Source organism: Paenarthrobacter sp. NEAU-H11, from assembly GCF_050573415.1.
In the GTDB taxonomy this organism is placed as follows: domain Bacteria; phylum Actinomycetota; class Actinomycetes; order Actinomycetales; family Micrococcaceae; genus Arthrobacter.
Genome location: NZ_JBNZGA010000007.1, coordinates 47,108 through 72,318, shown reverse-complemented (window position 1 = coordinate 72,318; position 25,211 = coordinate 47,108). Strand labels below are relative to the sequence as shown.

The following is a 25,211-nucleotide window of genomic DNA, read 5'->3' as shown; positions in this document are numbered from 1 at the left end:
CCCGCCCCCCCCCCCCCCCCCCCCCGCCCCCCCCCCCCCCCCCCCCCCCCCCCCCCCACGACCGGGCAGAACGCCGCCTGGCCATCAGGATGACGGCACCGTCCCTCATCCTGATGGCCCTGGTGGCCGCTGTGCCCATCGGCTACGCACTGTGGCTCTCGCTGAACCAGTACAGCGTCCGCCAGGCCGGCCTGTCCCGCTTCGTCGGCCTCGATAACTACATCGCGGCATTGGCGAGCAAGGAATGGTGGGCGGCCTTCGGCCAGACCTTCCTCTTCGCCGGGCTCTCGGTGTCGCTGGAACTGGTGCTGGGAACGGCCATGGCCCTGCTGCTGAACCTTGCCTTCCGGGGCCGTGCGCTGCTCCGCACCATCGTGCTGCTGCCGTACGCGATCGTCACAGTGGTCAGCGCCATCACCTGGGAGACCATGTTCGAACCAAACCTGGGGCTGGTGACCACGGTCCTTTCCGGCCTGGGCCTGCCCGCCGGCGACATCGTCTGGCTGGGTGAACCTGGCTACGCCATGGCCGTGGTTGTCCTGGCTGACGTCTGGAAGACCACTCCCTTCGCGGCGCTCATCATCCTGGCCGGCCTGCAGGTCATTCCGGATGAGACCTACGAGGCGGCTGAACTGGACGGCGCCAGCAAATGGCAGACCTTCCGGGATGTCACCCTGCCCCTGCTGAAGCCCGCGATTGTCCTGGCGGCGATCTTCCGCACTATGGATTCCCTGCGCGTCTTCGACCTGCCGTTCGTCCTGACCCGCGGCGCCAACGGTACCGAATCAATGTCGATGCTTGCCTACAAGGAGCTGCGGGAAAACCGACTGGTGGGTGAGGGCTCAGCGCTGTCCATCCTGACGTTCCTGACGGTCATGGTGGTCTCCATGGTCTATATCCGCTTCGCAGGCAGCAACATCCGCGCCGTCGCCAAGGAGAACTGATGGGTACGCTGCTTGCCGAACGTCCCGCCGATACGTCGGCCAGGTCCAGGGCACCTCGCCGACGTTTGCGGGGGGAAGCCAAACTTCACCCGCTGACGTGGCTCTTCGTCCTGGCCGTCATGGCCTTCTCGCTGGTTCCGTTCTACTGGCTGGTCAATACGTCCCTGAAGAAAGGCGCCAGCCTGGGCAAGGGGGAACTGTTCCCCGCCGAACCCTCGCTGGATAACTACCTGACGGTCCTCCAGAACGCCGAATTCCTGCTGGCGCTGCGGAACTCGGTGATTATCGCCGTCGTCACCACCACGCTGGCGCTGGTGTTCGCATCCTTTGCCGCTTACGCCCTGGCCCGGCTCAAGATGCGCCGGAAGGCGCTGATCCTGACGCTGATCCTGTCCGTGACCACTTTTCCGGCGATCGCCATCGCAGCGCCCATGTTCGCGATCTGGCGGGAGATCGGGCTCTACGACACCCTCGTCGGCCTCATCATCCCCAAGATGACCTTCGCTCTGCCGCTGGCCATTTACACCCTGACGTCCTTCTTCCGGGAAATCCCGCGGGAGCTGGAGGAATCCGCGTACATGGACGGAGCTTCCCCTTTCCAGGCTTTCCGAAAGGTGATCCTGCCGCTTGCGGTGCCGGGCCTGGCCACCACGGCCATCCTGGTGTTCATCTCCGTCTGGAACGAGTTCCTCCTGGCCGTCACGCTGACGACGTCGCCGGACGCGCGCCCGGTCCCGGTTGCCATTGCCTTCTTCAACGGTGCCAGCGAGTTCGACCAGCCCATGGGCACCATCAGCGCCGCGTCCGTCCTGATCACACTGCCCCTTGTCATCCTGGTCCTGGTCTGCCAGAAGAGGATTGTCTCGGGCATGACCGCCGGGGCCGTCAAGGGCTGACTTCCCAACCCCATTTCCATCGCACGAAAAAGAGAAGGATCTACCTGTGAGCAATCAGCAGCCGGAAACCCTGAAGGTGGGGGTGGTTGGCATCGGATGGGCCGGCCAGCAGCACATCAAGGCCTACAAGGGCATGGATGGCGTGGAACTCGTAGCGGTCGCTGCCATGGAGGCGGACCTCCTGGCCAACCTGAAGGACGAGTACGGCATCCCGCACACGTTCGCCCGCTGGGAGGACCTGATCGACATGGAGGGGCTGGACGCCGTCAGCGTGGCCGTGCCCACCTTCCTGCACGCACCCATCGCCATCGCGGCTTTGGAAAAGGGGCTGCACGTCCTGAGCGAAAAGCCGCTGGCGCGCAACGGCGTCGAAGGCCAGGCGATGGTGGACGCCGCACGCAAGGCCGGCCGCGTGCTGGACGTCGCCTTCAACCACCGCCGCCGCGGCGACATCCAGAAGCTGAAGGGCATCATCGACGACGGTGAGCTCGGCCGGCCGTACTACGCGAAGGCCTCGTGGCTCCGGCGCTCCGGCATCCCCATGCTGGGCAGCTGGTTCACCAATCCGGAGCTGGCCGGCGGCGGTCCGCTGGCCGACATCGGCGTGCACGTGCTGGACTACTCCCTGCACCTGCTGGGGGAACCCAAGGTCCTGTCCGTCTCCGCCGCCACCCACTCCGAACTGGGCCCGCGCGGACTGGGCGGCAACGCCCGCTACTCGGCGATGAAGTCCAGCCACAAATTCGAGGTGGAGGATTTCGCCACCGCGTTCATCCGGCTCGAAGGCGGCGGCACGCTCATCCTCGAGGCGGGCTGGGCGGCCTACCGCGAAGAGAAGGACCTCCTGGACTTCACCGTGTACGGGACCGACGGCGGCGCCGAACTGCGCGCTGTAGGCGCTTCGATGGCACCGGTTGCGGACCTGAGGATCTTCAAGGAGAAGGACGGCGAAAACGCCGACTACGAGGTGGTGGCTGAGCCCGGCCGCGCCCACGACGCCGTCGTCGAGGACTTCGTCAACGCCGTCCGCGGCGGCCCGGAGGCGTGGGGCGCGCATGACGGCTCGGTGGCCCTCAGCCGGGCCCTGGTCCTGGACGCCTGCTACCGGTCCGCACTCGAACACCGGGAAGTTGCGCTCTGACATGACGGACAAACTCAACATCCTGGTCTGGAACGAGGGCGTCCACGAGGCGCAGAATACGCCAGCCTCCATGGCGGAGATGTACCCGGACGGGATCCACGGCGCCATTGCCGCGGGCCTGCGCGGACACCTGCCGGATTCGCAGGTGGCCACCGCAACCCTTGCGGACCCCGAGCACGGACTCAGCGAGGAGGCGCTGGCGGGAACGGACGTCCTCCTGTGGTGGGGACACAAAGCCCACGCCGAGGTCAGTGACGACGTCGTGGATCGGGTGCAGCGCCACGTCCTGGGCGGAATGGGCCTGCTGGTCCTCCACTCCGGCCACTTCGCCAAGATCTTCACCCGGCTCCTGGGCACCACCTGCTCGCTCAAGTGGCGCAACGACGGTGAACGCGAGACAGTGTGGACGGTCAAACCGTCCCACCCCATCGCGCAGGGCGTTCCCAATCCGCTGATCATTCCCAAACAGGAGATGTACGGCGAACTCTTTGACATTCCGGACCCGGACGACCTCATCTTCATCAGCTCCTTTGAAGGCGGCGAGGTGTTCCGCTCCGGCGTGACCTTCACCCGCGGCAAGGGCCGGATTTTCTATTTCAGCCCCGGCGACCAGGACTACCCGGTTTACCACCAGGCTGAAATCCGGCAGGTGCTGGCCAACGGCGTCCGCTGGGCCGCCCAGCCGGACGTCTTCCGCGAGCAACCCGGGGTGGCTAACGCCCGGCGCGGCTGGTACCTCGGGGACGCCTGAGGCACTGCCAAAGAAGTCCGACGGCGGACCGGTTGCCTTTAGATGGCCGGGCCGCCGTCGTCGTTTCCGTCCCCGGGGCGCGGGGGCTAAGGCGTGAGCGTGCGGACAGGCGCGCCCGCCAGCCAGGCCGTGACGTCCTCGAAAGCCCCGCCGTAGAACTGCCGGTAGCTTTCCCGCGTGACGTAGCCGAGGTGCGGAGACAACACGGTGTTGGGCGCCGCGAGCAGAGGGTGCCCCGCCTGCAGCGGTTCCTGGTCGAACACATCCAGCGCCGCCCCGCGGATCCAGCCTTCGGCGAGGGCCTTCAGCAGGGCGTCCTGGTTGACCAGGGGCCCCCGGGCGGTATTCACCAGGATGCCCTCAGGTCCCAGCAGCCGGAGTTCCGGCTCGGCCACAATGTTTTCCGAGCGTTCGGAGAGCCGCAGGTGGAGCGTGGCAACGTCCGAGAGCCGGAAGAGTTCCTCCTTGGACACCAGGCGGGCGCCGGCCTCCTCCGCTGCCGCGGCCGTCAGGTTCTGGCTCCAGGCCAGGACCTCCATTCCAAAGGCCTGCCCGTACGCCGCGATCCGTCGGCCAATCTTGCCAAGGCCCACCACGCCCAGGGTCTTACCGGCCAGCTCGAAGCCAACGGTGGTCTGCCAGGAGCCTGCACGCAGGGAGTTCTCTTCGGCCGGCAGGTTCCTGGCGAGGGCCAGCAGCAGGGCCCACGTCAGTTCGGGGGCGGCGGCGGGGGAGCCCGGTGTGCCGCAAACGGTGATGCCCTGCTCGGCAGCGGCGGCCACATCCACGGCGGCATTCGCCATGCCGGTGGTCACCAGGAGCTGGAGATTTGGAAGTTTTTCCAGCACCTCCCGCGGAAAGGCGGTCCGCTCGCGCATGGCCACCACCATGGTCACATCCGCCAGCGCGGACACCAGGGCCTCCGGCGAGGCGAAGGGTTCACGGAAGGTCATGGTGGCGACGCCCTCGGCTTCCAGGGCAGCCCAGTCGGCAAAACCATGGGCCACGCCCTGGTAGTCGTCGAGGATGGCGAGGCGGTGCTTCATGGCGTTGTCCTTCGTCCCGGGTAACCTTGGCGTGATGTTCATCGTAAGGCAGCGGGTCCTGGCCTTTCCTGGAACCCCTGCCACTTCCGGCGTGATAGCAATGGGAGTGATGAAACCACCCCCAAACCGGTTCCTGGCCCCGTGAACGGCCGGATCCTCGCCCGCATTCCCAACAGCTGGATCCTGCTGGCCTGCATAGGCCTGCTGGCCCTGAACCTGCGGGGCCCTTTTGTGGCGGTCGCCCCCGTAGTGGACCTGATGCAGGCGGAACTCAACTTCTCGCCGGTCGTGTTGGGGCTCCTGACCAGCATCCCGGTGCTGTGCTTCTCCCTTGCCGCTCCGCTGGCCTCCCTGGCCGCGAGGAAATTCGGTGCCGAGTTCGCGGTGACGCTGACCATCCTCGGCGTGCTGGCCGGCGTCCTGGTGCGTTCGGCGGGAGGGCCCGTGCTGGTTGTGGCCGGGACGGTGCTGATTGGCCTGGCCATCACGGTGGGCAACATCGCGGTGCCGCTGATCATCCGCCGCGATTTCGGGCGGGCCCGGCAGGGGACCGCGATGGGCATCTACACCGCGGCGTTGAACATCGGCTCGTTCCTGACCTCGGTGGCCACGGCACCGCTGGCCAGCCTGGCCGGCTGGCGGTTCGCGCTGGGATCGGTTGCCGTCCTGGCGGTGGTGGCGGTAGTTTTCTGGACCCTCGCCGTGGGCGTGCGCCGCGCCTTCTTCATTGCCCCCGACGACGGCAAGGGCACGCGGTTGCCGCCGGTCGACGGTGCGCGGTGGACCACGGCCGGCCTGACGGCCGGCTTCGCTGGACAGGCCTTCTCCTATTACGGGGTAACCGCCTGGCTGCCGAAGATCCTGGCCGACGAGCTGGGAATGGCCCCTGCCGCGGCCGGTGCCGGATCCTCGCTGTTCCAGATCCTCGCGATCGCCGGCAGCCTGGGTGTGCCACTGGCGGCGCGGTTTGCCCGTACGACTACGGTGGCCGTGGCCCTTGGCCTGATGTGGCTGACGGTCCCCTTGGGCCTGCTGCTGGCCCCCGAATGGTGGTGGCTTTGGTGCTCCCTGGGCGGCGTAGCCCAGGGTGGCGGCATCACGTTGATCTTCATCGCCATCATCAAGATCGCGCGGGACCAGGCGTCGGCAGGGAAGATGTCCGCCGTCGTCCAAGGCGCCGGTTATGCAATCGGTGCGGCCGCTCCTCCGCTGCTGGGGTACCTGCACGGGCTGACCGGTTCCTGGACCGTGCCCATGCTGTTGATCCTGGCGTCGGTGCTGACGTTCTTCCTGACCACCACCCTTTCCGTGCGGAAGGTGCCGAAGAACCGCTGAGGCGGGCGGCGCCGTCGTCGTAAGCTCTCCGTGCCTTCCGACGCTCTCTCACTTAACGCGGGAAATAGTGAATCGCTCTCTCACTTTCCTAAGAAAAGTGAGAGAGCGATCCGGGGTTTCCCGCATCAAGTGAGAGAGCGATCGGGAAACGTAAGGGAGGTGCTCCGTCGCCGGGCCGGCCCTCCGGCTTTCGGAGGTGCCTGTTGCGGAGGGCGTGCCGGCCCGGCGGACGGAAGTCTTGTTCGAACCTACGCTGCCGCGAGTTCTTCGGCGGTGGCCTTTTCGCGGGCTTCGGTCAGGTAGCGGGCGTAGGCGGGGAGGGTGAGGAAGGACGGGAAGTCCCGGGCCAGGGTGACTTCTTCGAAGATGTCGCGGGCGTCTTCGAAGCGGTCGCCGTCGAAGCGTTCGAGCCGGGCGAATTCCTCGTCGAGGAGTTCCTCGATCCAGTGGTGGGTGACGATTTCGCCGTGGTCGGTGATGGCGCGGGCGTAGATCCATTGCCAGAGCTGGGAGCGGGAGATTTCGGCGGTGGCGGCGTCTTCCATGAGGTTGTGGATGGCTACTGCGCCGTTGCCGCGGAGCCAGGATTCGATGTAGCGGATGCCCACTTCGATGTTGTTCCGGATGCCCTGTTCGGTGATGGTGCCGGTGGTCGCGGCGACGTTGATGAGGGCCCGGTCGTCGGGGGTGACGTCCTCGCGGGTGCGGTCCAGCTGGTTGGGCTTGCTGCCCAGGATGCCGTCGAACACCTCGCGGCAGACGGGCACCAGGTCCGGGTGGGCCACCCAGGAGCCGTCGAAGCCGTCGTTGGCCTCGCGGGTCTTGTCCGCACGGACCTTTTCGAGGGCGTTGGTGTTGGCGGCTTCGTCCTTGCGGTTGGGGACGGCTGCGGCCATGCCGCCGATGGCCATGGCGCCGCGTTTGTGGCAGGCGCGGACGAGTTGTTCGGTGTAGGCGCGCATGAACGGCTGCGTCATGGTGACCTGGCCGCGGTCCGGGAGGACGAAGCGGGGGCCGCGGGTGCGGAAGTTCTTGATGAGGGAGAAGATGTAGTCCCAGCGGCCGGCGTTCAGGCCCGCGGCGTGGTCGCGGAGTTCGTAGAGGATTTCTTCCATTTCGAACGCGGCGGTGATGGTTTCGATGAGCACGGTGGCGCGGATGGTGCCCTGGGGGATGCCGAGGAGGTCCTGGGCGAGGATGAAGATGTCGTTCCAGAGCCGGGCTTCGAGGTGGTTTTCGATCTTGGGCAGGTAGAAGTACGGGCCTTTGCCCTGGGCGAGGAGGCGGCGGGCGTTGTGGAAGAAGAACAGGCCGAAGTCCACGATGCCGCCGGCGACCGGTTCGCCGTCGATGAGCATGTGCTTTTCGGGCAGGTGCCAGCCGCGGGGGCGGACCACGACGGTGGGCAGGTCGCCGGCGGGGCGGAGCTTGTATTCCTTGCCTTCGGGGGAGGTGAAGTCGATGCGCCGTTCCAGGGCGTCGGTGAGGTTCAGCTGGCCCTTGATGACGTTCCGCCAGGTGGGGGTGGAGGAGTCTTCCATGTCAGCGAGCCAGACCTTGGCGCCGGAGTTCAGGGCGTTGATGGTCATCTTCTGGTCCACCGGGCCGGTGATTTCCACGCGGCGGTCTTCCAGGCCGGGGGCGGGGGGAGCGACGCGCCAGGAGGGGTCGTTGCGGATGTGCTCGGTCTCGCGGAGGAACCGCGGGTCCTGCCCGGCAGCGATCTCCGCCCGCCGGGTCCGGCGGGCCTGCAGCAGTTCCTGCCGCCGGGCCGCCGTCGCCCGGTGCAGCCTGGCCACAAACTCCAAAGCGTCCGGGGTGAGCACCTCGTTCTGCCGGCAGATCGGCTGGGCGGTCAGGGTGATGCCATTGATCGTAAAAGAGTCGGTGAAGCTGTTCATTTCAGTCTCCTTAAAGACGAAAGGGAAGTTCGACGGCGGGTAGCGGCAGGGTGGCGACTGAGGCACGAGGCCGAAGGAGCCGGTGTCGCGGCAGCCTGCGTAAAAGGGGCCCTATGCCCGCCCCCGACCGAGTTCTACGAGGTCATTGGGGCGGGCATGGGGATAGCAGGCAGAGCATTGCCGGTCCGAAGGCGAAGGCGACCGAACCGCCGTCGAACGCTAAGTTTTAGTGGAACTGGCCCTCTTCGGTCGATCCGACCAGGGCGAGGGTGGATGCGTTCGGGTTGAGCGCGGTGGCGATGTCGTCGAAGTAGCCGGTGCCGACTTCGCGCTGGTGCTTGGTTGCGGTGTAGCCGCGGGATTCGGAGGCGAATTCCTTTTCCTGGAGCTCGACGTAGGCGCTCATGCCTTCACGGGCGTAGCCGTGGGCGAGGTCGAACATCGAGTAGTTCAGGGCGTGGAAGCCGGCCAGGGTGATGAACTGGAACGTGAAGCCCATGGCGCCGAGTTCACGCTGGAATTTCGCGATCGTGGCGTCGTCCAGGTGCTTGCGCCAGTTGAACGACGGCGAGCAGTTGTAGGAGAGCATCTGGTCCGGGAACTCGGCCTTGACGGCTTCGGCGAACGTGCGGGCCAGTTCCAGGTCCGGGGTGCCGGTTTCCATCCAGATCAGGTCCGAGTAAGGGGCGTAGGCCTTGGCGCGGGCGATGCAGGGTTCGATGCCGTTGCGGACCTTGTAGAAGCCTTCCGGGGTGCGGACCGGCTGTCCGCCCTCGCGGAGGATGAATTCCTGGTCGCGTTCGTCGACGTCGGAGGTGATCAGGGTGGCGGCCTCGGCGTCGGTGCGGGCAATGACCACCGACGGGGTGCCGGCGACGTCCGCGGCGAGACGGGCCGCGTTCAGGGTCCGGACGTGCTGCTGGGTCGGGATCAGGACCTTGCCGCCGAGGTGGCCGCACTTCTTTTCCGAGGCGAGCTGGTCCTCCCAGTGAACACCCGCGGCGCCGGCCTGGATCATGGACTTCATCAGCTCGTAGGCGTTCAGCGGGCCGCCGAAACCGGCCTCCGCGTCCGCAACGATCGGGACCAGCCAGTCCTCGACCGTCCGGATGCCCTCGGAGAACTCGATCTGGTCGGCCCGGAGCAGGGCGTTGTTGATCCGGCGCACCACCGTCGGGACCGAGTTGGCCGGGTAAAGCGACTGGTCCGGGTAGGTGTGGCCGGAGTTGTTCGCGTCGGCTGCGACCTGCCAGCCGGAAAGGTAGATGGCCCGCAACCCGGCCTTGACCTGCTGCACGGCCTGGTTGCCGGTCAACGCGCCCAGGGCGTTGGTGTATCCGCCGGTCTTGTGCTCCTCGGTGAGCTGCTTCCACAGCTTCTCCGAACCGCGGCGGGCCAACGTGTGCTCCTCGGAGACGCGGCCGCGGAGACGGACGACGTCGGAAGCTGAGTAGTCCCGGGTCACACCTTCCCAGCGGGGGTTGGCGGCCCACTCGAGCTCCAGGGCGGCGGCCTGCTGTTCGGGCGTCTGCTGGGTGGGCTCAAATGCTGCAGTCATCGTTGATCTCCTTGATTGAGCTCCGGATGGGGTAGGTGGGAACCTCGCCGTTGAGGTTCCCACCGGCTTTTCCGGTGCGGTGTTTCTTTCCGTGACACTTACTTTTCCGCACTTCCAAGAGGCTTACTAGAGATAAATGATGGAAAGAAATGCACTTCTTCACGTATTCTTTAGAAATGTCGCCTGGAAGCTGGAACCGCGAAGCCGCGCCGCCCACCCCGTCCGCCGCGTCTGCCGGACTGGACGTCATCAGCCTTGGCCGCCGCGTGCGCCATCTGCGCAAGCAGGCTGGACTGACGCTCGATAACCTCAGCGCCGCCGTCGGTACTGCGCCCAGCCAGTTGAGCCTGATCGAGAACGGCAAGCGGGAACCGAAGCTCGGGCTCCTGCAGCACTTGGCGTCCGCCCTCAACGTCAGCATCGACCAGCTGCTCGGTGCCGAGCCTCCCAGCCGCCGGGCCGCCTTGGAGATCGAGCTCGAACGCTACCAGCGCAGTCCGCTCTACGAGACGCTGGACCTGCCCAAAATCCGCATCAGCTCGCGGCTTCCGATGGACGTGCTGGAGGCCCAGGTGGGGCTGCTGCATGAGCTGGAGCGCAAGATGAACGAGCAGGTGGCCACCCCCGAGGAAGCGCGCCGGGCGAACGGTGAACTGCGGGCAATGATGCGCGAGCGCGGCAACTATTTTCCGGAGTACGAGGCCGAGGCGCAGAAGGTCCTCAAAGGCGTTGGCTACACCACCGGTCCGCTCAGCCAGCACGTCATCGCGGACATCGCCGAGAACCTCGGATTCACCCTGCACCACGTGGGTGACCTGCCGCATTCCACCCGTTCCGTGACCGATTTGAAGAACCGCAGAATTTACCTGACCCAGAACCAGCGCCAGGACCACGACCCCCGGTCGGTCCTGCTGCAGGCCCTGGGCCACTACGTGCTGGGACACGAAACCCCGAAGAACTACGGCGACTTCCTGGCCCAGCGCGTGGCAACGAACTATTTTGCCGCAGCGCTCCTGCTGCCGGAAAAGGCAACCCTGGAATTCCTGCAGAAGGCGAAGGCCGCCAAGGAAATCGCCGTCGAGGACATCAGGGACGCTTTTGCCGTGTCCTATGAAACGGCAGCCCACCGGTTCACGAACCTTGCCACGCAGCACCTGGGCATCACCACCCATTTCCAGAAGACGCACCAGAGCGGAATCATCTACAAGGCATACGAGAACGACGGCGTGGCGTTCCCGCAGGACCACACCGGCGCCATCGAGGGCCAGCCGTCGTGCAAGGCCTGGACTTCCCGCGCAGTGTTCGACGTTCCGGACAAGTTCAGCGCCTACAGCCAGTACACCGACACGCCATCCGGGACGTACTGGTGCACCGCCCGCACCGAACGTTCAGCCAGCGGCGAGTTTTCGCTCAGCATCGGCGTGCCGTACCAGCACGTCAAATGGTTCCGCGGACGGGAAACCACCGCGCGGGCCAAGTCCACCTGCCCCGACCCGAACTGCTGCAAACGGCCGCCGGCCGAGCTCGCCTCGCAGTGGGCCGGCAACGCCTGGCCCTCCGCCCGGGCCCATTCGCACCTGCTGGCGGCCATGCCGCCCGGCGCCTTCCCCGGCGTCGACGAAACCGAGGTGTACAGCTTCCTTCAGGCGCACTCGGGAACGTGACCCGAACGCTCTCTCACTTGATGTGGATTTTCCTCGGACGCTCTATCACTCTCTTCAGGAAAGTGAGCGAGCGTCCCGGGTTTTCCAGCATTAAGTGAGAGAGGATCGGGTCACCCGTGCAGCTCGCGGTAAGCGTCCGCCGCTGCCGGGTGCAACGGAATGCCGGCCGTGTTGATCAGGGAATCCGGGCTCAGGAACTGAACTCCCAGGCTCGAGCGGGGGATGAGCTCCTCCGCATGGCCCACCAGCAGTTCCACGGTTCTTTTCACGGTGCGGGCGTCCAGGTCGCTCCGGCACAGCAGCAGGTTGGTCACCCCCACTGTCCAGACGGCAGGGACACCCCCGTAGGCGCCCGCCGGGATCAGGACCCGGTCATAAAAGACGCCGTACCTGGACCGCAGCGCCGGCAACAACAGGGAAAGATCGAGGAAGTTAAGACCCACGTCGTCATGGGCAGCAGAGATGGCGGCCGTGGGAACGCCCCCGGACCAGAACAGGGCGTCCACTGACCCCGCACGCAGTGCCGCGAGGCCGTCATTGAGGCCCAGGTTCAGAACGGTGACGGCTTGCCCGGCAGCTCCGGCGCCGCCGGCAGCGACGGAACCAAGCCCCGCGGCCTCAAGGAGGCGGGGAGTGGTGAGGGACGTCCCCGAACCCGGCTCGCCCACAGCCACCGTCCTGCCGGCCAGCTCCCCGATGCCCCGGATCCCGCTGGCCTTCCGGACCACGCAATGGACGTAGTTTTCGTACACCCGCCCGAGAGCCGTAATGCCGGCGTCGGACGTGTTCTTCCCGGCTTCCCTCTGCGCGGCGGCATCAGCGAGGGCGACGGCGAACGTGGCTTTCCCGGCAATGAGCTGTCCGAGGTTGTCCAGGCTGCCCCCCGTGGTCAGGGCCGTGGCCTGCCGGGCCACCCCATGGCGCTGCAGGGACGCGGCAAGCAGGGTGGCGAACTCCAGGTAGAAGCCGCCCGGTTCGCCGCCCGCAACGGTAACGGCGTCGGGGCTGTCCGCCGGGGTGCAGGCCGCCAGCGCCGGTGGCAGCAGTCCCGCGAGCCCTGCGGCAGCACCGGCCCTGAGGACTTCGCGTCTCGACGGCGGTCTGAAGCGAAAGTCAGGCATGCGGAGCCACCTGCCCCGTGGCGTCCGGACCGCTTTTGGGGACCCGGGGAAACTCCAGGAACGCCGCCAGGCCGTGCGGGTGCGCCTCGCGGAGCAGCAGGCGTCCACCATTGGCCGCGGCCAGCTTTTCGACGATGGTCATGCCCAGGCCGTTTCCGCGCACGTCCCGGTGCTTCGGTGAACGCCAAAACCGCTGGGTGGCAGATGCCCTTTCCTCGGACGAGAGCCCGGGCCCGTCGTCGGACACTTCGATCATCACGGTGGCGCCGAGGTTACGGACGGCAACCGATATCCGGGCGCGGCCGGCATATTTGACCGCGTTGTTCAGCAGTTCCCCGGCCATCTGCGCAAGGTCCCCCGCATCGCAGGCAATCAGCGCAGGCTGCCCGGACGTTCTGTCGAAATGGATGGAGGCGCCGGCACGTCGCGCGGCAGGTCCTGCACGTTCGGCCTCTTCCTGCAGGACAGGGACTGGATCAATGGGCCCCCGATCTCGCCGCGAAGGCGCGCCGCCGGGTGGGCCGGCGGAATCCTCGAAGGCCCGGTGTTCGGCGGCGGCGAGTTTGAGGACGCCGTCAAGGATCTCCTCGACCCTTTCGAGCTCAGTCTCGACGGCGGATGCAGCTGCCTTTTCCCGGGCGGTCTTCAATTCCAGCTGGAGCAAGTCGACGCGCAGCCGGAGCGCACCAACAGGGTTGCGCAGTTCATGGGAGGTGTCCGCAATGAGTTGGCGCTGCGCTTCGATGCTGTCACTGACGCTTTGTGCCATCGCAGTGAAGGAACGGCTCAGGGCCCTCAGCTCGGGCGGCCCTTCCTCCGGCAGCCGGCTGCTGCGGCCGGTGGTTTCCAGTTCGGCGACGGCGGCATTGAGCCGGTGGACAGGGCGCAGCACCCAGCGGGTCACCCGGGACGCGCCGATGAGGAGCATCGCCATGAGTGCCGCCGCGGCCAGTCCGACGCCGAGCCAGCGTTCGCGGAGTTTCTGCCGGGCAGCGTCCTGGTTGACTTCCAGGACCGCTGCTCCGAGTACCTGGCTGGCGCTTCCAAACGAGCGGGAAATCACCTCGGAGCCCGTGCCGAACGGCTGAAGCGGCGCCAGTGTGGTGTCACTGAGGTTCAGGCTGGCCCTGGCCAAGGCATTCCGCACATCTGCCCGGTCCTCGCTCAGGCCGCCGGAGCGCAGGGTGCCCTGCTGGAGCCGGACCAGGACTCCTTCGGCGTAGAGCTCCGAGTACCTGTCCATTTCGGCCTGCAACTGGGTGGAATCACCTCCCTCAGTGCCGGCGTCGAACGCAACCTGCGCCAGCCTGTTTAGGGCAGTGGCCCGGTTGATCTGGAGTTCCTGCGTGAGTTCCCGGCTGGCGGAGGCCAGGAGGGCATTGGACGCGATGAGCACCAGGAGGACGGAGAGGATGCTCAGGATCCCGAGGACACGGAGCTTCACGCAGGGTCCGCCTCGACCCTATAGCCGACCCCGCGCACGTTGATGATGAACCCCGGCAGCTGCAGTTTGGACCTCAGCCCGGTCAGGTGCACGTCAAGTGACCGCGAGGAGGCCAGGAACGCATCGCCCCACAGTGCGTCCAGGATCTGTTCGCGGGTCACTACTGACCCTGCATGGCTGGCCAGTAGGGCCAGCAGGTCGAATTCCGTGGCGGTCAGGGGGAGTACCTGTGCGCCGAGTACTGCCAGGCGGCGTTCGAGGTCCACCTCGAGTTCCCCCAGCACGATCCGCCGCTGCGTGTTGCCTGGAGCGCGGCCCGCCCGCCGGGTGACGGCTTCGATCCGGGCCAGGAGCTCCACGAGCTTTACGGGCTTGACGAGGTAGTCATCGGCCCCGGAACGGAGGCCAAGGACCACGCTCCGTTCGTCGTCGCGCGTAGTGAGGATCAGGATGGGAACGTCCGTGACCTGCCGAAGCTTCCGGAGCACCTCAAGGCCGTCCATGTCAGGAAGCCCCAGGTCCAGCAGGATCACGCCGAAGCGCCGGTGCTCCAGGAGTGCGTCGGAGCCCCGGGAAACCCTGGCCGACGCATGCCCGGCGGAAACCACGGCCGCCCCGAGGGCGGATGCCATGGCGTCGTCGTCCTCGACGATCAGCACATCCATTGCCAGTTCCTGTTCCGTTGGGCGGCTTCCGTTTTCAGGGGCGCGATTTCCCCTGCCCGCCTTTGGAGGTTACCCCGTTCGCTTGTTTTCCGCCCGGCCCGGGGCGGTCGCACTGCCCGGCACCGCGGCCTTGGACCCGCTGCCCGCGGGGAAAACCTAAGGAAGTGTTAGGAATTCGGATTTCGCTTGGGCTGTGCGCTGGCTCACCAATAGCTTTGGTGGGGTCCCCGGGCTTCCAGGGGACGTTCAACGTCGAGGAGGAACCATGAGCAATGCTGCCATGGACAGCACGAAAGTCGGGCCAGGGCGCATAGCCGGGGCCGCGCAGCCAAGGAAGGTTCAGCGATGAGCACCCAGCAAACCGCGGCAGTGAGTGAGTCGGCCGAGACCCGACGGGCGGTCAGCAACATCCTCAAGGGCTCTGCCGGCAATCTGGTGGAGTGGTATGACCTGTACGTCTACACGGTCTTCGCCGCCTACTTCCAGTCCCACTTCTTCAACTCGAAGGACGACCTCCAGGCGGGCCTGGAAGCGATGGCCGTCTTCTCGACGTCGTTCCTCATGCGGCCCATCGGCGCCTGGTTCTTCGGCCGGTACGCCGACCGCAACGGCCGCAAGGCAGCGCTGACCCTCAGCGTGACCCTGATGTCCGCGGGGTCATTCGCCATCGCCGTCCTGCCCACCACCGAGCAGGTGGGCGTCTGGGCATTGATCCTGCTGATCCTGATCCGCCTGGTCCAGGGCTTCTCCGTGGGCGGCGAGTACGGCACCAGTGCCACCTACATGTCCGAGGCTGCCACGTCCAGGCGGCGCGGCTTCTTCTCCAGCTTCCAGTACGTCACCCTGATCGGCGGGCAGATGCTGGCCCTTCTGGTCCTGGTGATCCTGCAAAATGCCATGCCCAAGGATGACCTCACGGAGTGGGGCTGGCGGATCCCGTTCGCGCTGGGCGGCGTCGCGGCGCTCGTGGTCCTCTGGCTCCGGCGCTCTATGGAAGAGACCGTTTCGGAGGAGCAGGTGCAGGCTGCAAGGACCCCGGCCGAAGCGGGAGTTGCCCAGCCCGGCACCATGAAGCTGCTGTTCACGCAGTATTGGAAGCCGCTGCTGGTCTGCATCGGTGTCACGCTCGGCGGCACCGTGGCCTTCTACACCTACACCAACTTCATCCTGAAGTTCATGAACGATACCTCCGGCATCGCCAAGACCGATACCTCGGTGATCAACTTCTGGGCGCTGTTCATCTTCATGCTCCTGCAGCCCGTGTACGGCATGATTTCGGACAAGGTGGGCCGCAAGCCGCTGCTCCTGTGGTTCGGCATCACCGGCGTCCTGTTCACCTGGCCGCTGCTCTCCACCCTGTCCAACACCAAGGATCCCTTTACCGCCTTCCTGCTGATGATGGGTGGCCTGGTGATCGTGGGCGGCTACACCTCCATCAACGCACTGGTGAAAGCCGAGCTGTTCCCGGCCTCGATCCGTGCCCTTGGCGTCGGCCTGGGTTACGCGATCGCCAACTCGCTGTTCGGCGGGACTGTTCCACTCATCGGCGCAGCCTTCCAGAAGGCCGAGCGGGTTGACCTGTTCTTCACCTACGTCACCGTGGCCATTGCCCTGTCGCTGCTGGTGTACATCTTTGCGCTGAAGAACAAGAAGGCAACCCACCTGGACCAGGAACAGGGCCACGCGTGGGTGCAGGAGCGCAAGGACGGCGACAAGGACAAGGACCTCCTGGGCGTCTAGCTCCCGGAGGCGCACCCGCGGCAGGACTGATGACGACGGCGGGTGCCCGCCCGCCGTCGTCCGCCCGCCACGCCACGACGCTCTATCACCTGATGTGGATTTTCCTTCGACCCTCTCTCACTTTCTTCAGGAAAGTGAGAGAGGGTCCCGGGTTTTCCACCGTTAAGTGAGAGAGGGTCCGGCGCGGTCCCGCGAGCCGAGCGAGACCAAAACGAATGCAAAGCGTGACCCTGCCGGCATCGTCACGCGCCGCCGTCGCTGTTTCACTGGGAGGAGGCGGATTCCCGCCTTTGGCATGCCAGGGGAGGCAACAGAGGTGTTTCGTTTTCAGCGGATAATTGCGCTGGGTGCCTTGATGGGACTGGCGGGGTGTGCGGCGCCGGCCCGGCCGCCGGCCCCGGAACTCCTCACGGCCGACGGCGTCGAGCGGGTTTCGGTGGACCGCGCGGACTACGCCGCTGAGCTGCGCTCCTTCCGGGCTTCCGCGTTCGTCCTCGGCGAGGCGCTGCTGGCCGACGGCGGCGACGGCGCCAACGGGAACGTCGTGTCCTCGCCCGGGAGCCTGCTGATTGCCCTCGCCATGCTGCGCGCGGGTGCCACCGGCGGGACCGCGGCCGAGATGGACAGCGTCCTGCAATTCCCCCTTGAGAAGCGCGACGAGGCCATGAACTCGGTCCTCCGCTCGCTGGAAAAGTTCGATGGCGACCCCGGCGCAGTGGATGAGGACAACCCGCCGCGGAAACCGGTCATGCACTCCGCCAACGGGCTTTTCGTCGACAAGGACGTGCCTACCGGGCGGTCCTTCCTGGACACACTGGCCCGGCACTATGGATCGGGGGTGTATCCCGTGGATTTCAGCGACGAAGAAGCAACGAAGCCCGCCATAGATGCGTGGGTGAGCAGGAACACCGGCGGCCGGATCAAGGAGGCCCCGGCGGAATGCGACCCCGACAATACCTTCAGCCTGCTCAACTCGCTGTACTTCGCCGCCGCCTGGAGCGCACCGTTCGATCCGAACGCCACCTCCGACCTGCCGTTCACGACAGCCGCGGGCGAGGAAATCGCGGTGCCTGCCATGCACAACGAACTCACGATGAAATATGCGGAAGGTGCCGGCTGGCAGGGTGTGGACCTTCCCTACGCCGACGGTTTCGTCATGCGGCTGGTCCTGCCCGCGGAGACGGCCGCTCCCGACGGCACGGCCGCTTCCCGTGACAGTCGCGCCCGAGCGGCCTTCGACGCGGAGAAACTGACGGAAATCGCGGACACGTTCGATATTGCCCGGCCCGAATCAGTCCAGATCCAGCTGCCGCGCTGGGACCACAGGTCCAGTTTTGACCTCCGCAAGGTCTTCGGGGCGCTGGGACTGGAGAACATGCTCGGCACCACGGAGGACTTCAACAACATCCAGCCGCAGATGATGATCACCCAGGCCGCCCAGGCTGCCAACATCACCGTGGCCGAAAAGGGCACCATTGCCGCCGCGGTAACCCAGATCAACGGAATGGCCACCAGCGCCCCGCCGCAGCCTGAGCGGACCATCGAGTTCGACCGGCCGTTCCACTACCAGATCGTCCACGTTGAAACCGGACTGCCGTTGTTTATGGGAACCGTGGCCGATCCCAGGTGAGCGCGCGCCCCGGGCCTGCCCTCTCCACCGTCCCCGACCTCAGACGCTCTATCAGCTAATGCGGGAAAATCCTGAATCCTCTCGCACTAGGTGCAAGAGGGTTGCGGAAAAACGTGCATTAAGTGAGAGAGGGTCCGGGGCGGGGTGGCGGTTAGCGGGCTCCGCCCTGCCACAGGGCATCGAACGGGGCGCCTGACGCCACGCGGTTGCGGATGCCCGCCGTGACGAATTCCTTGGCCGTCCGGGCAGCCTCCAGCGGCGTGGCGCCCTTGGCGAGTTCCGCCGTCACAGCCGCGGCCAGCGAGCAGCCGGCACCGGAAACCGCCAGCTCACCCACCTTGGGCGCGCTGAGGACCTCAAGGGTCTCGCCGTCATAGAAGACGTCGACGGCGTCCGGGCCTTCCAGCCGCACCCCGCCCTTGGCGAGCACGGCGGCGCCGCTGAGCTCATAGATGCGGATGGCGGCGGCCTTGAGGGACTCTACGTCCGTGATATCCAGGCCGGACAGCGACTCGGCCTCGAAGTGGTTCGGCGTGACAAAGGTGGCCAGCGGAAGGATCTGCGCCTTCAGCGCCTGGTCCGTGTCCAGGGCGTGCCCGGGCTCCTGGCCCTTGCAGATCAGCACCGGGTCCAGGACCACGTTTTCGAACCGGCCGGCGGCCAGGGCATCAGCGACTGTGGCGATGGTGGCGGGACTGCCCAGCATGCCGATCTTCACCGTGTCCAGCACCGGACGTCCGGGCTCCGAAGGAGCGGACGACGACGGACCGTACGCGGCCGTCGTCGCCTCCAGTTGGTCCGCGATCACCTGCTGGTCCACCGGTACGAACCGGTGGTTCCAGCTGTCGTTCGGGTTGAACGAAACGATGCACGTGAGGTTGGCGATGCCAAAGACGCCGAGTTCCTGGAAGGTTTTCAGGTCCGCCTGGGCGCCGGCGCCGCCGGTTGCTTCGGAGCCTGCGATGGTCAGGACGACTGCGGGAGCTGTGACGGGCCGGGGTGCGGCAACGGAAAGGGAAGTCATGGCACCATCCTGCCATCCGCCGTCGGCCGCGTCTTTGTGCCGCTGTACAGCGACGACAGGCCGTACTGCAAACGTAGCTGCCCCGCGGCCAGGGAACAGCCCGTCCATACCCCGAGGGGGCGGGCCAGAGGCGAGCATTGCCAGGCCTGTCCAAAGGCGTACCATTCGGTAGGGGGGCTCGTCATGGATGGGTTCTTTTAGCACAGGAGAAAAGCAGTGGCAGAATCAACGACGAAGCGCGGCCGTGCGACTGGAGCTTCAGCACGGATTACCGCAGTGCTGACAGATCACCCCGTGATCCCAAGCATCAAGGATGAGGACGGGCTACGAGCGGTCCTGGGCGTTCACTGCCCAGTAGTTTTTGTGCTCTTTGGGTCTGTTATGAGCATTCGCCGAATCGTGGAGACCCTGAAAGCTGCAGGAAAGACTGTATTCGTCGATGTTGATCTGCTTGACGGTTTTTCCAGCAAGCCGGTTGTCGTCGATTTCCTCAAGGCGAACACGCGGGCGGACGGAGTCCTAAGCTCAAAGGCCGTCATAGTCCGGGCTGCAAAGACCGCGGGACTCCTGGCAATCCATCGTCTCTTCCTCATCGATTCCTTCAGCTACAACAATCTGCCGAAGCAGGTCAGCCTGTCCGGAGCGGACGCCATCGAGATCCTGCCAGGGTGCATGCCCCGGGTCATCTCCTGGATCCGTGAAGACACTGATCTCCCCCTTATCGCGGGGGGACTGGTGTGCGACAAGGAAGACGTCATTGGTGCCCTGGGTGCTGGCGCCACAGCAGTTGCGTCGTCCAACCGCGATGTATGGCTGATGTAGGCTGCCGGTATTCTGGTTCAAGTCAGGACTCCTCACGTCAGCGGTGTCCAGGCCCACCAGCCTCCCTCTGGCCAGGTCCGCGTCCCTGTGCTACGCTCTCTCACAACCAAAAACTAAATAACGGTCACGGCGCAAGCCAATGACAGTTGCTAAACACTAGAGAACAGCGACCCCAAATATCAGGGGATTGCTGTTCTCTTTTTTTGTGCCTTCCGCCTGCAGGGCAGGCAGTGCAAGAGCCAAAGCAAACCGATACCGCTAGAACGAATGGAATCAGCTAAATTGACAACCCTAACGCGCGAAGAAATCGTGAATGCCTACATCGACATCCTTGGCCGTGCGCGAGTGATAACCGACGAGCAGACACTGAAAGAAAACAGTGTGGACAGGTACTACAAAGTCGAGAACGTGTTCGGAATATACTCGCTGCCTTTGCCGGCAGCGGTGGTACGACCCAGCACCCCTGAGGAAGTTTCCGCAGTTCTGAAATTCGCCAACGAATATGGCGTGAACGTCGTGCCAAAGACCGGAGGGTCGGCAACAGAAGGCGGTCTCGAAACAGTGGTCGAAAACTCCATCGTGCTCGATGGGTCGACCATGAACGAGATCATCAACATTGATACCGACAACATGATTGCGACTGTCCAGTGCGGTGTCTGCCTGGAGGACCTCGAAAATGAGCTCCGAGCAATCGGCTATACCACGGGACATTCGCCGCAGTCGAAGCCTCTCGCCCAGTTCGGCGGACTCGTTGCCACCCGTTCCATCGGCCAGTTCTCGACTCTCTACGGCGGCATCGAGGACATGTTGATCGGAGTAGAGACCGTATTCCCCAACGGCGAAATCTGCCGCATCAAAAACGTTCCGCGCCGCGCGGCCGGACCGGACATCCGACACCTGGTCATCGGAAATGAAGGCGCACTCAACTTCATCACTGAAGTTAGCGTCAAGATCTTCCGCTACTACCCCGAGAACAACAGGTTCTACGGCTACCTCCTGAACGATATGAAGACCGGGTTCGAAATCCTTCGGGAAGTTGTGACCCAGGGGTATCGCCCCTCGGTCGCGCGGCTATATGACAAAGAAGACGGCCTCTACCACTTCAAGCATTTCTCCGACGGCCGCTGCGTATTGATCTTTATGGCCGAGGGGCCAAAGCGCATCGCGGATGCGACTGGGGCCGCAATTGAAGAGATTGTTTCCTCATTCGATTCAGCAGAACGTGTCGAGGATTCTCTCATTGAAGATTGGTTCAATAATCTGAATTGGGACGTTTCCAAGATCGAAGAGGAAAGAATCGAAATACGCGAGACCTTGAACAACGGTTTCACGACAGAAGTCTCCGGCAACTGGAGCGTCATTAACGATATTTACGAGAGCGCCATTGCCAGGATTCGTAAAGAGGTGTCCGCAGATTTCAGCCTGCTGGGCGGCCACTCGAGCCACAGCTACCTCAATGGCACCAACATGTACTTTGTCTACTACTACAAGATCGACGTGGATCCCACTGAGGAACGCACCACCTACCACGACCCCATCCAAAACATCATTGTTGAGGAAACGCTCAAACATGGTGGTTCCATGTGCCACCACCACGGCGTCGGTAAGCATCGGACGCACTTCCTCGCCGAGGAATATGGGTCGTCGCTCTACATGCTGGAGACCCTTAAATCTGCCTTCGATCCAAACGGCATCATGAACCGCGGAACCATTTTTCCGCTCTGACGTATAGGCACAGTCTCGGCCAGCGCGGCAAGGGTGGGTGCAGTCCTGCCCACACCCTTGCCGAGCCGGGCCTGGTTCAAGACACACAAAGGAGTGCACGTGTCCGAAGCAAGCATCACAGATTTCCAGATGGATTTCTTTTCACTCAAAGGCATGAATGCCATTGTCACCGGAGGAAACACAGGGCTCGGTCAGGCGTTCAGCCTTGCGCTGGCGAAAGCTGGAGCGAATGTTCTGGCGGCAAGCATCATGCCTGACGACGGCGCAACGGGAGCCATGGTGGAGGCTGCCGGAGCTAAATATGCGTACGTCATGTCGGATATCACAGTCGCCGGAAACCCTAAAAAAGTGGTTGACGCCTGTATATCGGAATTCGGCAGCGTCGACATTCTGGTCAACTGCGCGGGCCGCAGCATCAACGAGCCTGACGTCCTCGAATACACCCGTGAACAGTGGGATCCAATGGTGGCGTTGAACCTCACCGCCGCCTTCGAGATGTCACATGAGTGCGCCAAACACATGGTCCCGCAGCGCAGCGGCAAGATCATCAACATTTGCTCCGTATTCACTTTCCTTGGCGGCCAGTGGTCGCCAGCCTACGCAGCAACGAAGCACGGCATCGCGGGATTCACGAAAGCCTACTGCGATGAACTCGCGCAATTCGGTATCCAGGTCAATGGAATAGCGCCCGGCTACTACGCCACCGAACTGACCACGGCAACCAGGGCAAACCCGGAGACCAACCAGCGAGTCCTGGACCATATCCCCGCCAACCGCTGGGGGCAGACGCAAGACCTCATGGGAGCGACCGTATTTCTTGCCAGCCGAGCATCTGACTACGTCAATGGTCACATCCTGAGCGTCGACGGCGGCTACCTGGTGCGCTAACACCTTCAGCAGATTAGGACACGAACCATGACCACCAAGTACATCATCGGACTCGACGGGGGATCGCAAAGTTCGAAGGTAGTCATCTTTGATACACATGGACGGATCGTGTGTGAGGCAAGCCAGTCCCTGGAACCGATGTCAACGCCGGGGCCTGGCATCGCCGAACATCCCAACGATGACCTCTACGATTCGATCGTCGCAGCAGCCAGCCGCGTAATGAAGGCGTTCACCGGAAACCCTGCCGACATTATCGGCGTCGGCTTATGCACCATTCGGTGCTGCCGCGCCCTGGTTCGCAGCGACGGCACCCTTGCCGAACCAGTGCAAAGCTGGATGGACCGTCGACTGTCCGAGGCATATGAGCACAGCAACGACGATGTCGCTTACGTCACCACGGCCTCCGGCTACCTGATGGCCCGGCTGACAGGGGAGTTCACTGACACCGCGGCCAACTACATCGGCCCGTGGCCAATGGACGGTCAAACCTGGAACTGGTTCAGCGATCAGGGACGATTCGACTCGTTCAAGGTGCCGCACAACATGCTGTATCGGCTGCAGATGCCTGGCGAAATTGGCGGGTACGTCAACGCCGGTTTTGCCGCCGACACTGGAATCCCTCAGGGTATCCCTGTTGTCCATACAGCCAACGACAAAGCTGCCGAGGCTCTCGGTTCCGGACTCCGCGACGAGGGGACAGGTCTGGTGTCCTTGGGGACCTACATTGCAGGCATGATCCTGGGACACGATTTTGTGGCCGAACCTAAGAGCTACTTCTCGAATTTTGCGTCCCAGCCACACCGCTATATCTACGAAAGTGCCGGTATTCGTCGTGGAATGTGGACGGTGTCGTGGTTGCGAAACCTGCTTGGGGCCGAAATAACCCACGCCGCCGGAAAGGCCGGCGTGAGCAGCGAGGAATACCTCAATGACTTGGCATCAACCGTTCCCGCGGGCAGTGAGGGCCTGCTCTGTGTCCTCGATTGGCTGGCACCTCCCAACAAGCCATACAAGAAAGGGATGTTCATCGGATTCGATGAACGTCATGGATACGCGCATATGTACCGCGCCGTCCTTGAAGCAATAGCCTTCACAATGAAAACGAACATGGATGCGATGCTGTCCGAACGGGAAGCCAGCATCGAAACACTGGTTCTTTCGGGCGGCGGTTCAAAAAGCGATCTCTGCATGCAGATCTTCGCGGACGTTTTCAATATTCCGGTTGAAAGAAACGTGGTCCGTGATGGGGCTGGCCTAGGCGCTGCGATCTGCGTCGCGGTGGCTTGCCGTGTCTACCCCTCTTTTGATGAGGCTTCTTCGCACATGGTTCGGCGCAGGGATCGGTTCGAACCCAATCCCGCCAATGTCGCGCTGTATCAACAACTTCGCTCCGTCTCGGCGGAGATCACGGCCCAAACAGACGCCATCCTGGAAAAGACCCACCGCATCCTATTAGACAACCAAGGAGACACCTCTTATGCCTAAGGTAGGCAAATCAAAGAAGATTATTCAGCTAGCTTTGCTTATTCTCGCCGCTGGATCCATTTATCCACTCGTATACCTTCGCCAGAACTTTGAGTCGACCATTCTAGAGGTCTTTGGCCTGTCCAATTCGGAACTGTCGGGGCTTTACTCAATGCTCGGCATTATATTTGTCGTGGGTTATATTCCCAGTGGATGGCTGGCGGATAAGATCCCTGTCAGGTACCTGATCACATTCTCACTGCTCCTCACGGCAGCGACCGGGTTGTACTATGCGCAGATCCCCGATAAGTCCATGCTCGTATACGTGTATCTGATCTGGGGCTTCGCCACGGTCTTCACCTTCTGGAGTGCGATTCTCAAGACCGTCAGCCTGCTGGCGGATAAGAGCGAGGAAGGCAAGTACTTTGGAGCCCTGGACGGCGGGCGAGGTTTAGTCGAAGCCATTCTGGCCAGCATTGCGGTAGGCGTGTTCGCATTCTTTGTGGGTAACGGATCGAACATCGAAAACACCAAAGCCGGGTTCCAAGGCGTGGTGTATATGTACTGTGCGGTTCTGGTTGTGGTTGCGATACTCGTCTTCTTTGCGTTGTCGGAAAGTGAGCGTAAGACGCCGGACCTGGTCAGCGAGCCCGCTGAGTCGACGATCGCCGCAGTAAGACGAATCTTGAAAATCCGTGAAGTGTGGGTCATGACTGTGGTCTTGTTCTGCGGGTACACCCTGTTTTGGGGCCACTATTACTTCTCGGGCTACCTCGACGTCAATCATGCTGTCACCCCGGTCAGCGCGGGTGTGGTGACTGTCATCGTTTTGTGGATGCGTCCCATCGGCGGTTTCGGGGGCGGGTACCTTGCCGATAAGTTCGGCAAAGCGCGTGTTCTTTCGATCTCCATGGTCGTTGCAGCTGTGGGGTTGATCGGACTCGCTCTCATCCCCGGCAATTGGGGCGTCGGCGCCGTCTACGTCCTGGTCGTACTGGTGGGACTGTTCATGTACGTAATTCGTGGAATCTATTGGTCCCTCCTGGATGATTGCCGCGTACCCGTGGCCGCTACCGGCATCGCGATCGGAATCATCTCATTTGTCGGCTATCTTCCAGACATTGTTATTCCGCAGATCAGCAGCGCCATTTACACTGCCTTTGGCGACAACGTGGCAGGCGCCAACAACTTCTTCTTTGCCGTCACCGGAGGCATCGGTCTGGTAGGGGCGCTGGCAGCCGGCTACTTTGCGGTTCTGATGAAGAGGCGCAACGACCTTGAGAGTTCGAACGCGGACGAAGAGCTGCAGGCGGCCAGCTAGCTTGGTCCTGCCAGTGGCGATAAACCAAAGGTTTTGGGGAACCTGCGGTTAGCCCGCCGTCACCGGGTCAGGAAGCGGGGGGGCGGGGGTTTCACGCGCCGCGCGGGCGAGGGGGGGGGGGGCCGCGGGGG

Annotated in this window: 20 protein-coding genes; 13 read left to right on the top strand and 7 right to left on the bottom strand. The window is 64.0% G+C overall.

Annotated features, from left to right (window positions below):
- The first annotated feature begins 89 nt into the window (after positions 1 to 89).
- Genes ACQ3DC_RS10705 through ACQ3DC_RS10690 form a run of 4 tightly spaced genes read left to right on the top strand, consistent with a single transcriptional unit; the run spans position 90 to position 3,732 of the window.
- A complete protein-coding gene (locus ACQ3DC_RS10705) occupies positions 90 to 944 on the top strand; it encodes a carbohydrate ABC transporter permease (RefSeq protein WP_430752202.1) in 855 nt (284 codons plus the stop codon).
- Positions 944 to 1,840 carry a carbohydrate ABC transporter permease gene (locus ACQ3DC_RS10700; protein WP_157239287.1) on the top strand — a complete coding sequence of 299 codons (897 nt, stop codon included), beginning with the start codon at positions 944 to 946 and terminating at the stop codon, positions 1,838 to 1,840. Before ACQ3DC_RS10705 ends, ACQ3DC_RS10700 begins: the two co-directional genes overlap by 1 nt.
- A gap of 46 nt (positions 1,841 to 1,886) precedes the next feature.
- The gene (locus ACQ3DC_RS10695) at positions 1,887 to 2,981 is read left to right on the top strand and encodes a Gfo/Idh/MocA family protein (protein ID WP_321215276.1); all 1,095 of its coding nucleotides are present in this window, start codon (positions 1,887 to 1,889) and stop codon (positions 2,979 to 2,981) included.
- A 1-nt stretch (position 2,982) separates the two neighbouring features.
- Positions 2,983 to 3,732, top strand: coding sequence for a ThuA domain-containing protein (locus ACQ3DC_RS10690; protein WP_430752201.1), 750 nt, complete (start codon positions 2,983 to 2,985; stop codon positions 3,730 to 3,732).
- A gap of 86 nt (positions 3,733 to 3,818) precedes the next feature.
- Here ACQ3DC_RS10690 and ACQ3DC_RS10685 read toward each other — a convergent pair whose 3' ends face one another.
- The gene (locus tag ACQ3DC_RS10685) at positions 3,819 to 4,778 is read right to left on the bottom strand and encodes a D-2-hydroxyacid dehydrogenase family protein (RefSeq protein WP_430752200.1); all 960 of its coding nucleotides are present in this window, start codon (positions 4,776 to 4,778) and stop codon (positions 3,819 to 3,821) included.
- A gap of 141 nt (positions 4,779 to 4,919) precedes the next feature.
- On the opposite strand from ACQ3DC_RS10685, the gene ACQ3DC_RS10680 reads away from it, so the two are divergent.
- The gene (locus ACQ3DC_RS10680) at positions 4,920 to 6,113 is read left to right on the top strand and encodes a CynX/NimT family MFS transporter (RefSeq protein ID WP_321215279.1); all 1,194 of its coding nucleotides are present in this window, start codon (positions 4,920 to 4,922) and stop codon (positions 6,111 to 6,113) included.
- A 248-nt stretch (positions 6,114 to 6,361) separates the two neighbouring features.
- On the opposite strand, the gene aceB is transcribed toward ACQ3DC_RS10680, so the two are convergent.
- Positions 6,362 to 8,014 carry a malate synthase A gene (gene aceB, locus ACQ3DC_RS10675; protein WP_430752199.1) on the bottom strand — a complete coding sequence of 551 codons (1,653 nt, stop codon included), beginning with the start codon at positions 8,012 to 8,014 and terminating at the stop codon, positions 6,362 to 6,364.
- A gap of 226 nt (positions 8,015 to 8,240) precedes the next feature.
- The gene (gene aceA / locus ACQ3DC_RS10670) at positions 8,241 to 9,572 is read right to left on the bottom strand and encodes an isocitrate lyase (RefSeq protein WP_430752198.1); all 1,332 of its coding nucleotides are present in this window, start codon (positions 9,570 to 9,572) and stop codon (positions 8,241 to 8,243) included.
- A 149-nt stretch (positions 9,573 to 9,721) separates the two neighbouring features.
- On the opposite strand from aceA, the gene ACQ3DC_RS10665 reads away from it, so the two are divergent.
- Complete coding sequence (locus ACQ3DC_RS10665; protein WP_157239277.1) at positions 9,722 to 11,236, top strand: XRE family transcriptional regulator; 1,515 nt, start codon at positions 9,722 to 9,724, stop codon at positions 11,234 to 11,236.
- A 110-nt stretch (positions 11,237 to 11,346) separates the two neighbouring features.
- On the opposite strand, the gene ACQ3DC_RS10660 is transcribed toward ACQ3DC_RS10665, so the two are convergent.
- The 3 genes from ACQ3DC_RS10660 to ACQ3DC_RS10650 are packed head-to-tail and all read right to left on the bottom strand — an operon-like array spanning position 11,347 to position 14,466.
- Positions 11,347 to 12,357 (bottom strand): TAXI family TRAP transporter solute-binding subunit, encoded by a 1,011-nt coding sequence (locus ACQ3DC_RS10660; RefSeq protein ID WP_421093751.1) that lies wholly within the window; start codon positions 12,355 to 12,357, stop codon positions 11,347 to 11,349.
- Positions 12,350 to 13,801 (bottom strand): sensor histidine kinase, encoded by a 1,452-nt coding sequence (locus ACQ3DC_RS10655; protein ID WP_430752197.1) that lies wholly within the window; start codon positions 13,799 to 13,801, stop codon positions 12,350 to 12,352. The genes ACQ3DC_RS10660 and ACQ3DC_RS10655 overlap by 8 nt, the downstream gene beginning before the upstream one ends.
- Complete coding sequence (locus tag ACQ3DC_RS10650; RefSeq protein WP_430752196.1) at positions 13,798 to 14,466, bottom strand: response regulator transcription factor; 669 nt, start codon at positions 14,464 to 14,466, stop codon at positions 13,798 to 13,800. Before ACQ3DC_RS10650 ends, ACQ3DC_RS10655 begins: the two co-directional genes overlap by 4 nt.
- Before the next feature lie 345 nt (positions 14,467 to 14,811).
- Here ACQ3DC_RS10650 and ACQ3DC_RS10645 point away from each other — a divergent pair, with 345 nt between their 5' ends.
- Positions 14,812 to 16,206: an MFS transporter gene (locus ACQ3DC_RS10645; protein ID WP_321215284.1), complete on the top strand. Its 1,395-nt coding sequence runs from the start codon at positions 14,812 to 14,814 to the stop codon at positions 16,204 to 16,206.
- Positions 16,207 to 16,561: 355 nt separating this feature from the next.
- Positions 16,562 to 17,836 (top strand): serpin family protein, encoded by a 1,275-nt coding sequence (locus ACQ3DC_RS10640; protein ID WP_430752269.1) that lies wholly within the window; start codon positions 16,562 to 16,564, stop codon positions 17,834 to 17,836.
- Positions 17,837 to 17,987: 151 nt separating this feature from the next.
- On the opposite strand, the gene ACQ3DC_RS10635 is transcribed toward ACQ3DC_RS10640, so the two are convergent.
- The gene (locus tag ACQ3DC_RS10635) at positions 17,988 to 18,860 is read right to left on the bottom strand and encodes a hydroxymethylpyrimidine/phosphomethylpyrimidine kinase (RefSeq protein ID WP_430752195.1); all 873 of its coding nucleotides are present in this window, start codon (positions 18,858 to 18,860) and stop codon (positions 17,988 to 17,990) included.
- 216 nt (positions 18,861 to 19,076) lie between these two features.
- On the opposite strand from ACQ3DC_RS10635, the gene ACQ3DC_RS10630 reads away from it, so the two are divergent.
- The 5 genes from ACQ3DC_RS10630 (at position 19,077) to ACQ3DC_RS10610 (ending at position 25,080) form a co-directional block, all read left to right on the top strand.
- The gene (locus ACQ3DC_RS10630) at positions 19,077 to 19,682 is read left to right on the top strand and encodes a glycerol-3-phosphate responsive antiterminator (RefSeq protein WP_197432426.1); all 606 of its coding nucleotides are present in this window, start codon (positions 19,077 to 19,079) and stop codon (positions 19,680 to 19,682) included.
- Positions 19,683 to 19,949: 267 nt separating this feature from the next.
- A complete protein-coding gene (locus ACQ3DC_RS10625) occupies positions 19,950 to 21,407 on the top strand; it encodes an FAD-binding oxidoreductase (RefSeq protein WP_430752194.1) in 1,458 nt (485 codons plus the stop codon).
- A 99-nt stretch (positions 21,408 to 21,506) separates the two neighbouring features.
- Positions 21,507 to 22,295: an SDR family oxidoreductase gene (locus ACQ3DC_RS10620; protein WP_421093754.1), complete on the top strand. Its 789-nt coding sequence runs from the start codon at positions 21,507 to 21,509 to the stop codon at positions 22,293 to 22,295.
- Positions 22,296 to 22,322: 27 nt separating this feature from the next.
- Complete coding sequence (locus ACQ3DC_RS10615) at positions 22,323 to 23,780, top strand: FGGY-family carbohydrate kinase (protein WP_323057696.1); 1,458 nt, start codon at positions 22,323 to 22,325, stop codon at positions 23,778 to 23,780.
- Positions 23,773 to 25,080 carry an MFS transporter gene (locus ACQ3DC_RS10610; RefSeq protein WP_430752193.1) on the top strand — a complete coding sequence of 436 codons (1,308 nt, stop codon included), beginning with the start codon at positions 23,773 to 23,775 and terminating at the stop codon, positions 25,078 to 25,080. The genes ACQ3DC_RS10615 and ACQ3DC_RS10610 overlap by 8 nt, the downstream gene beginning before the upstream one ends.
- Positions 25,081 to 25,211: the final 131 nt, after the last annotated feature.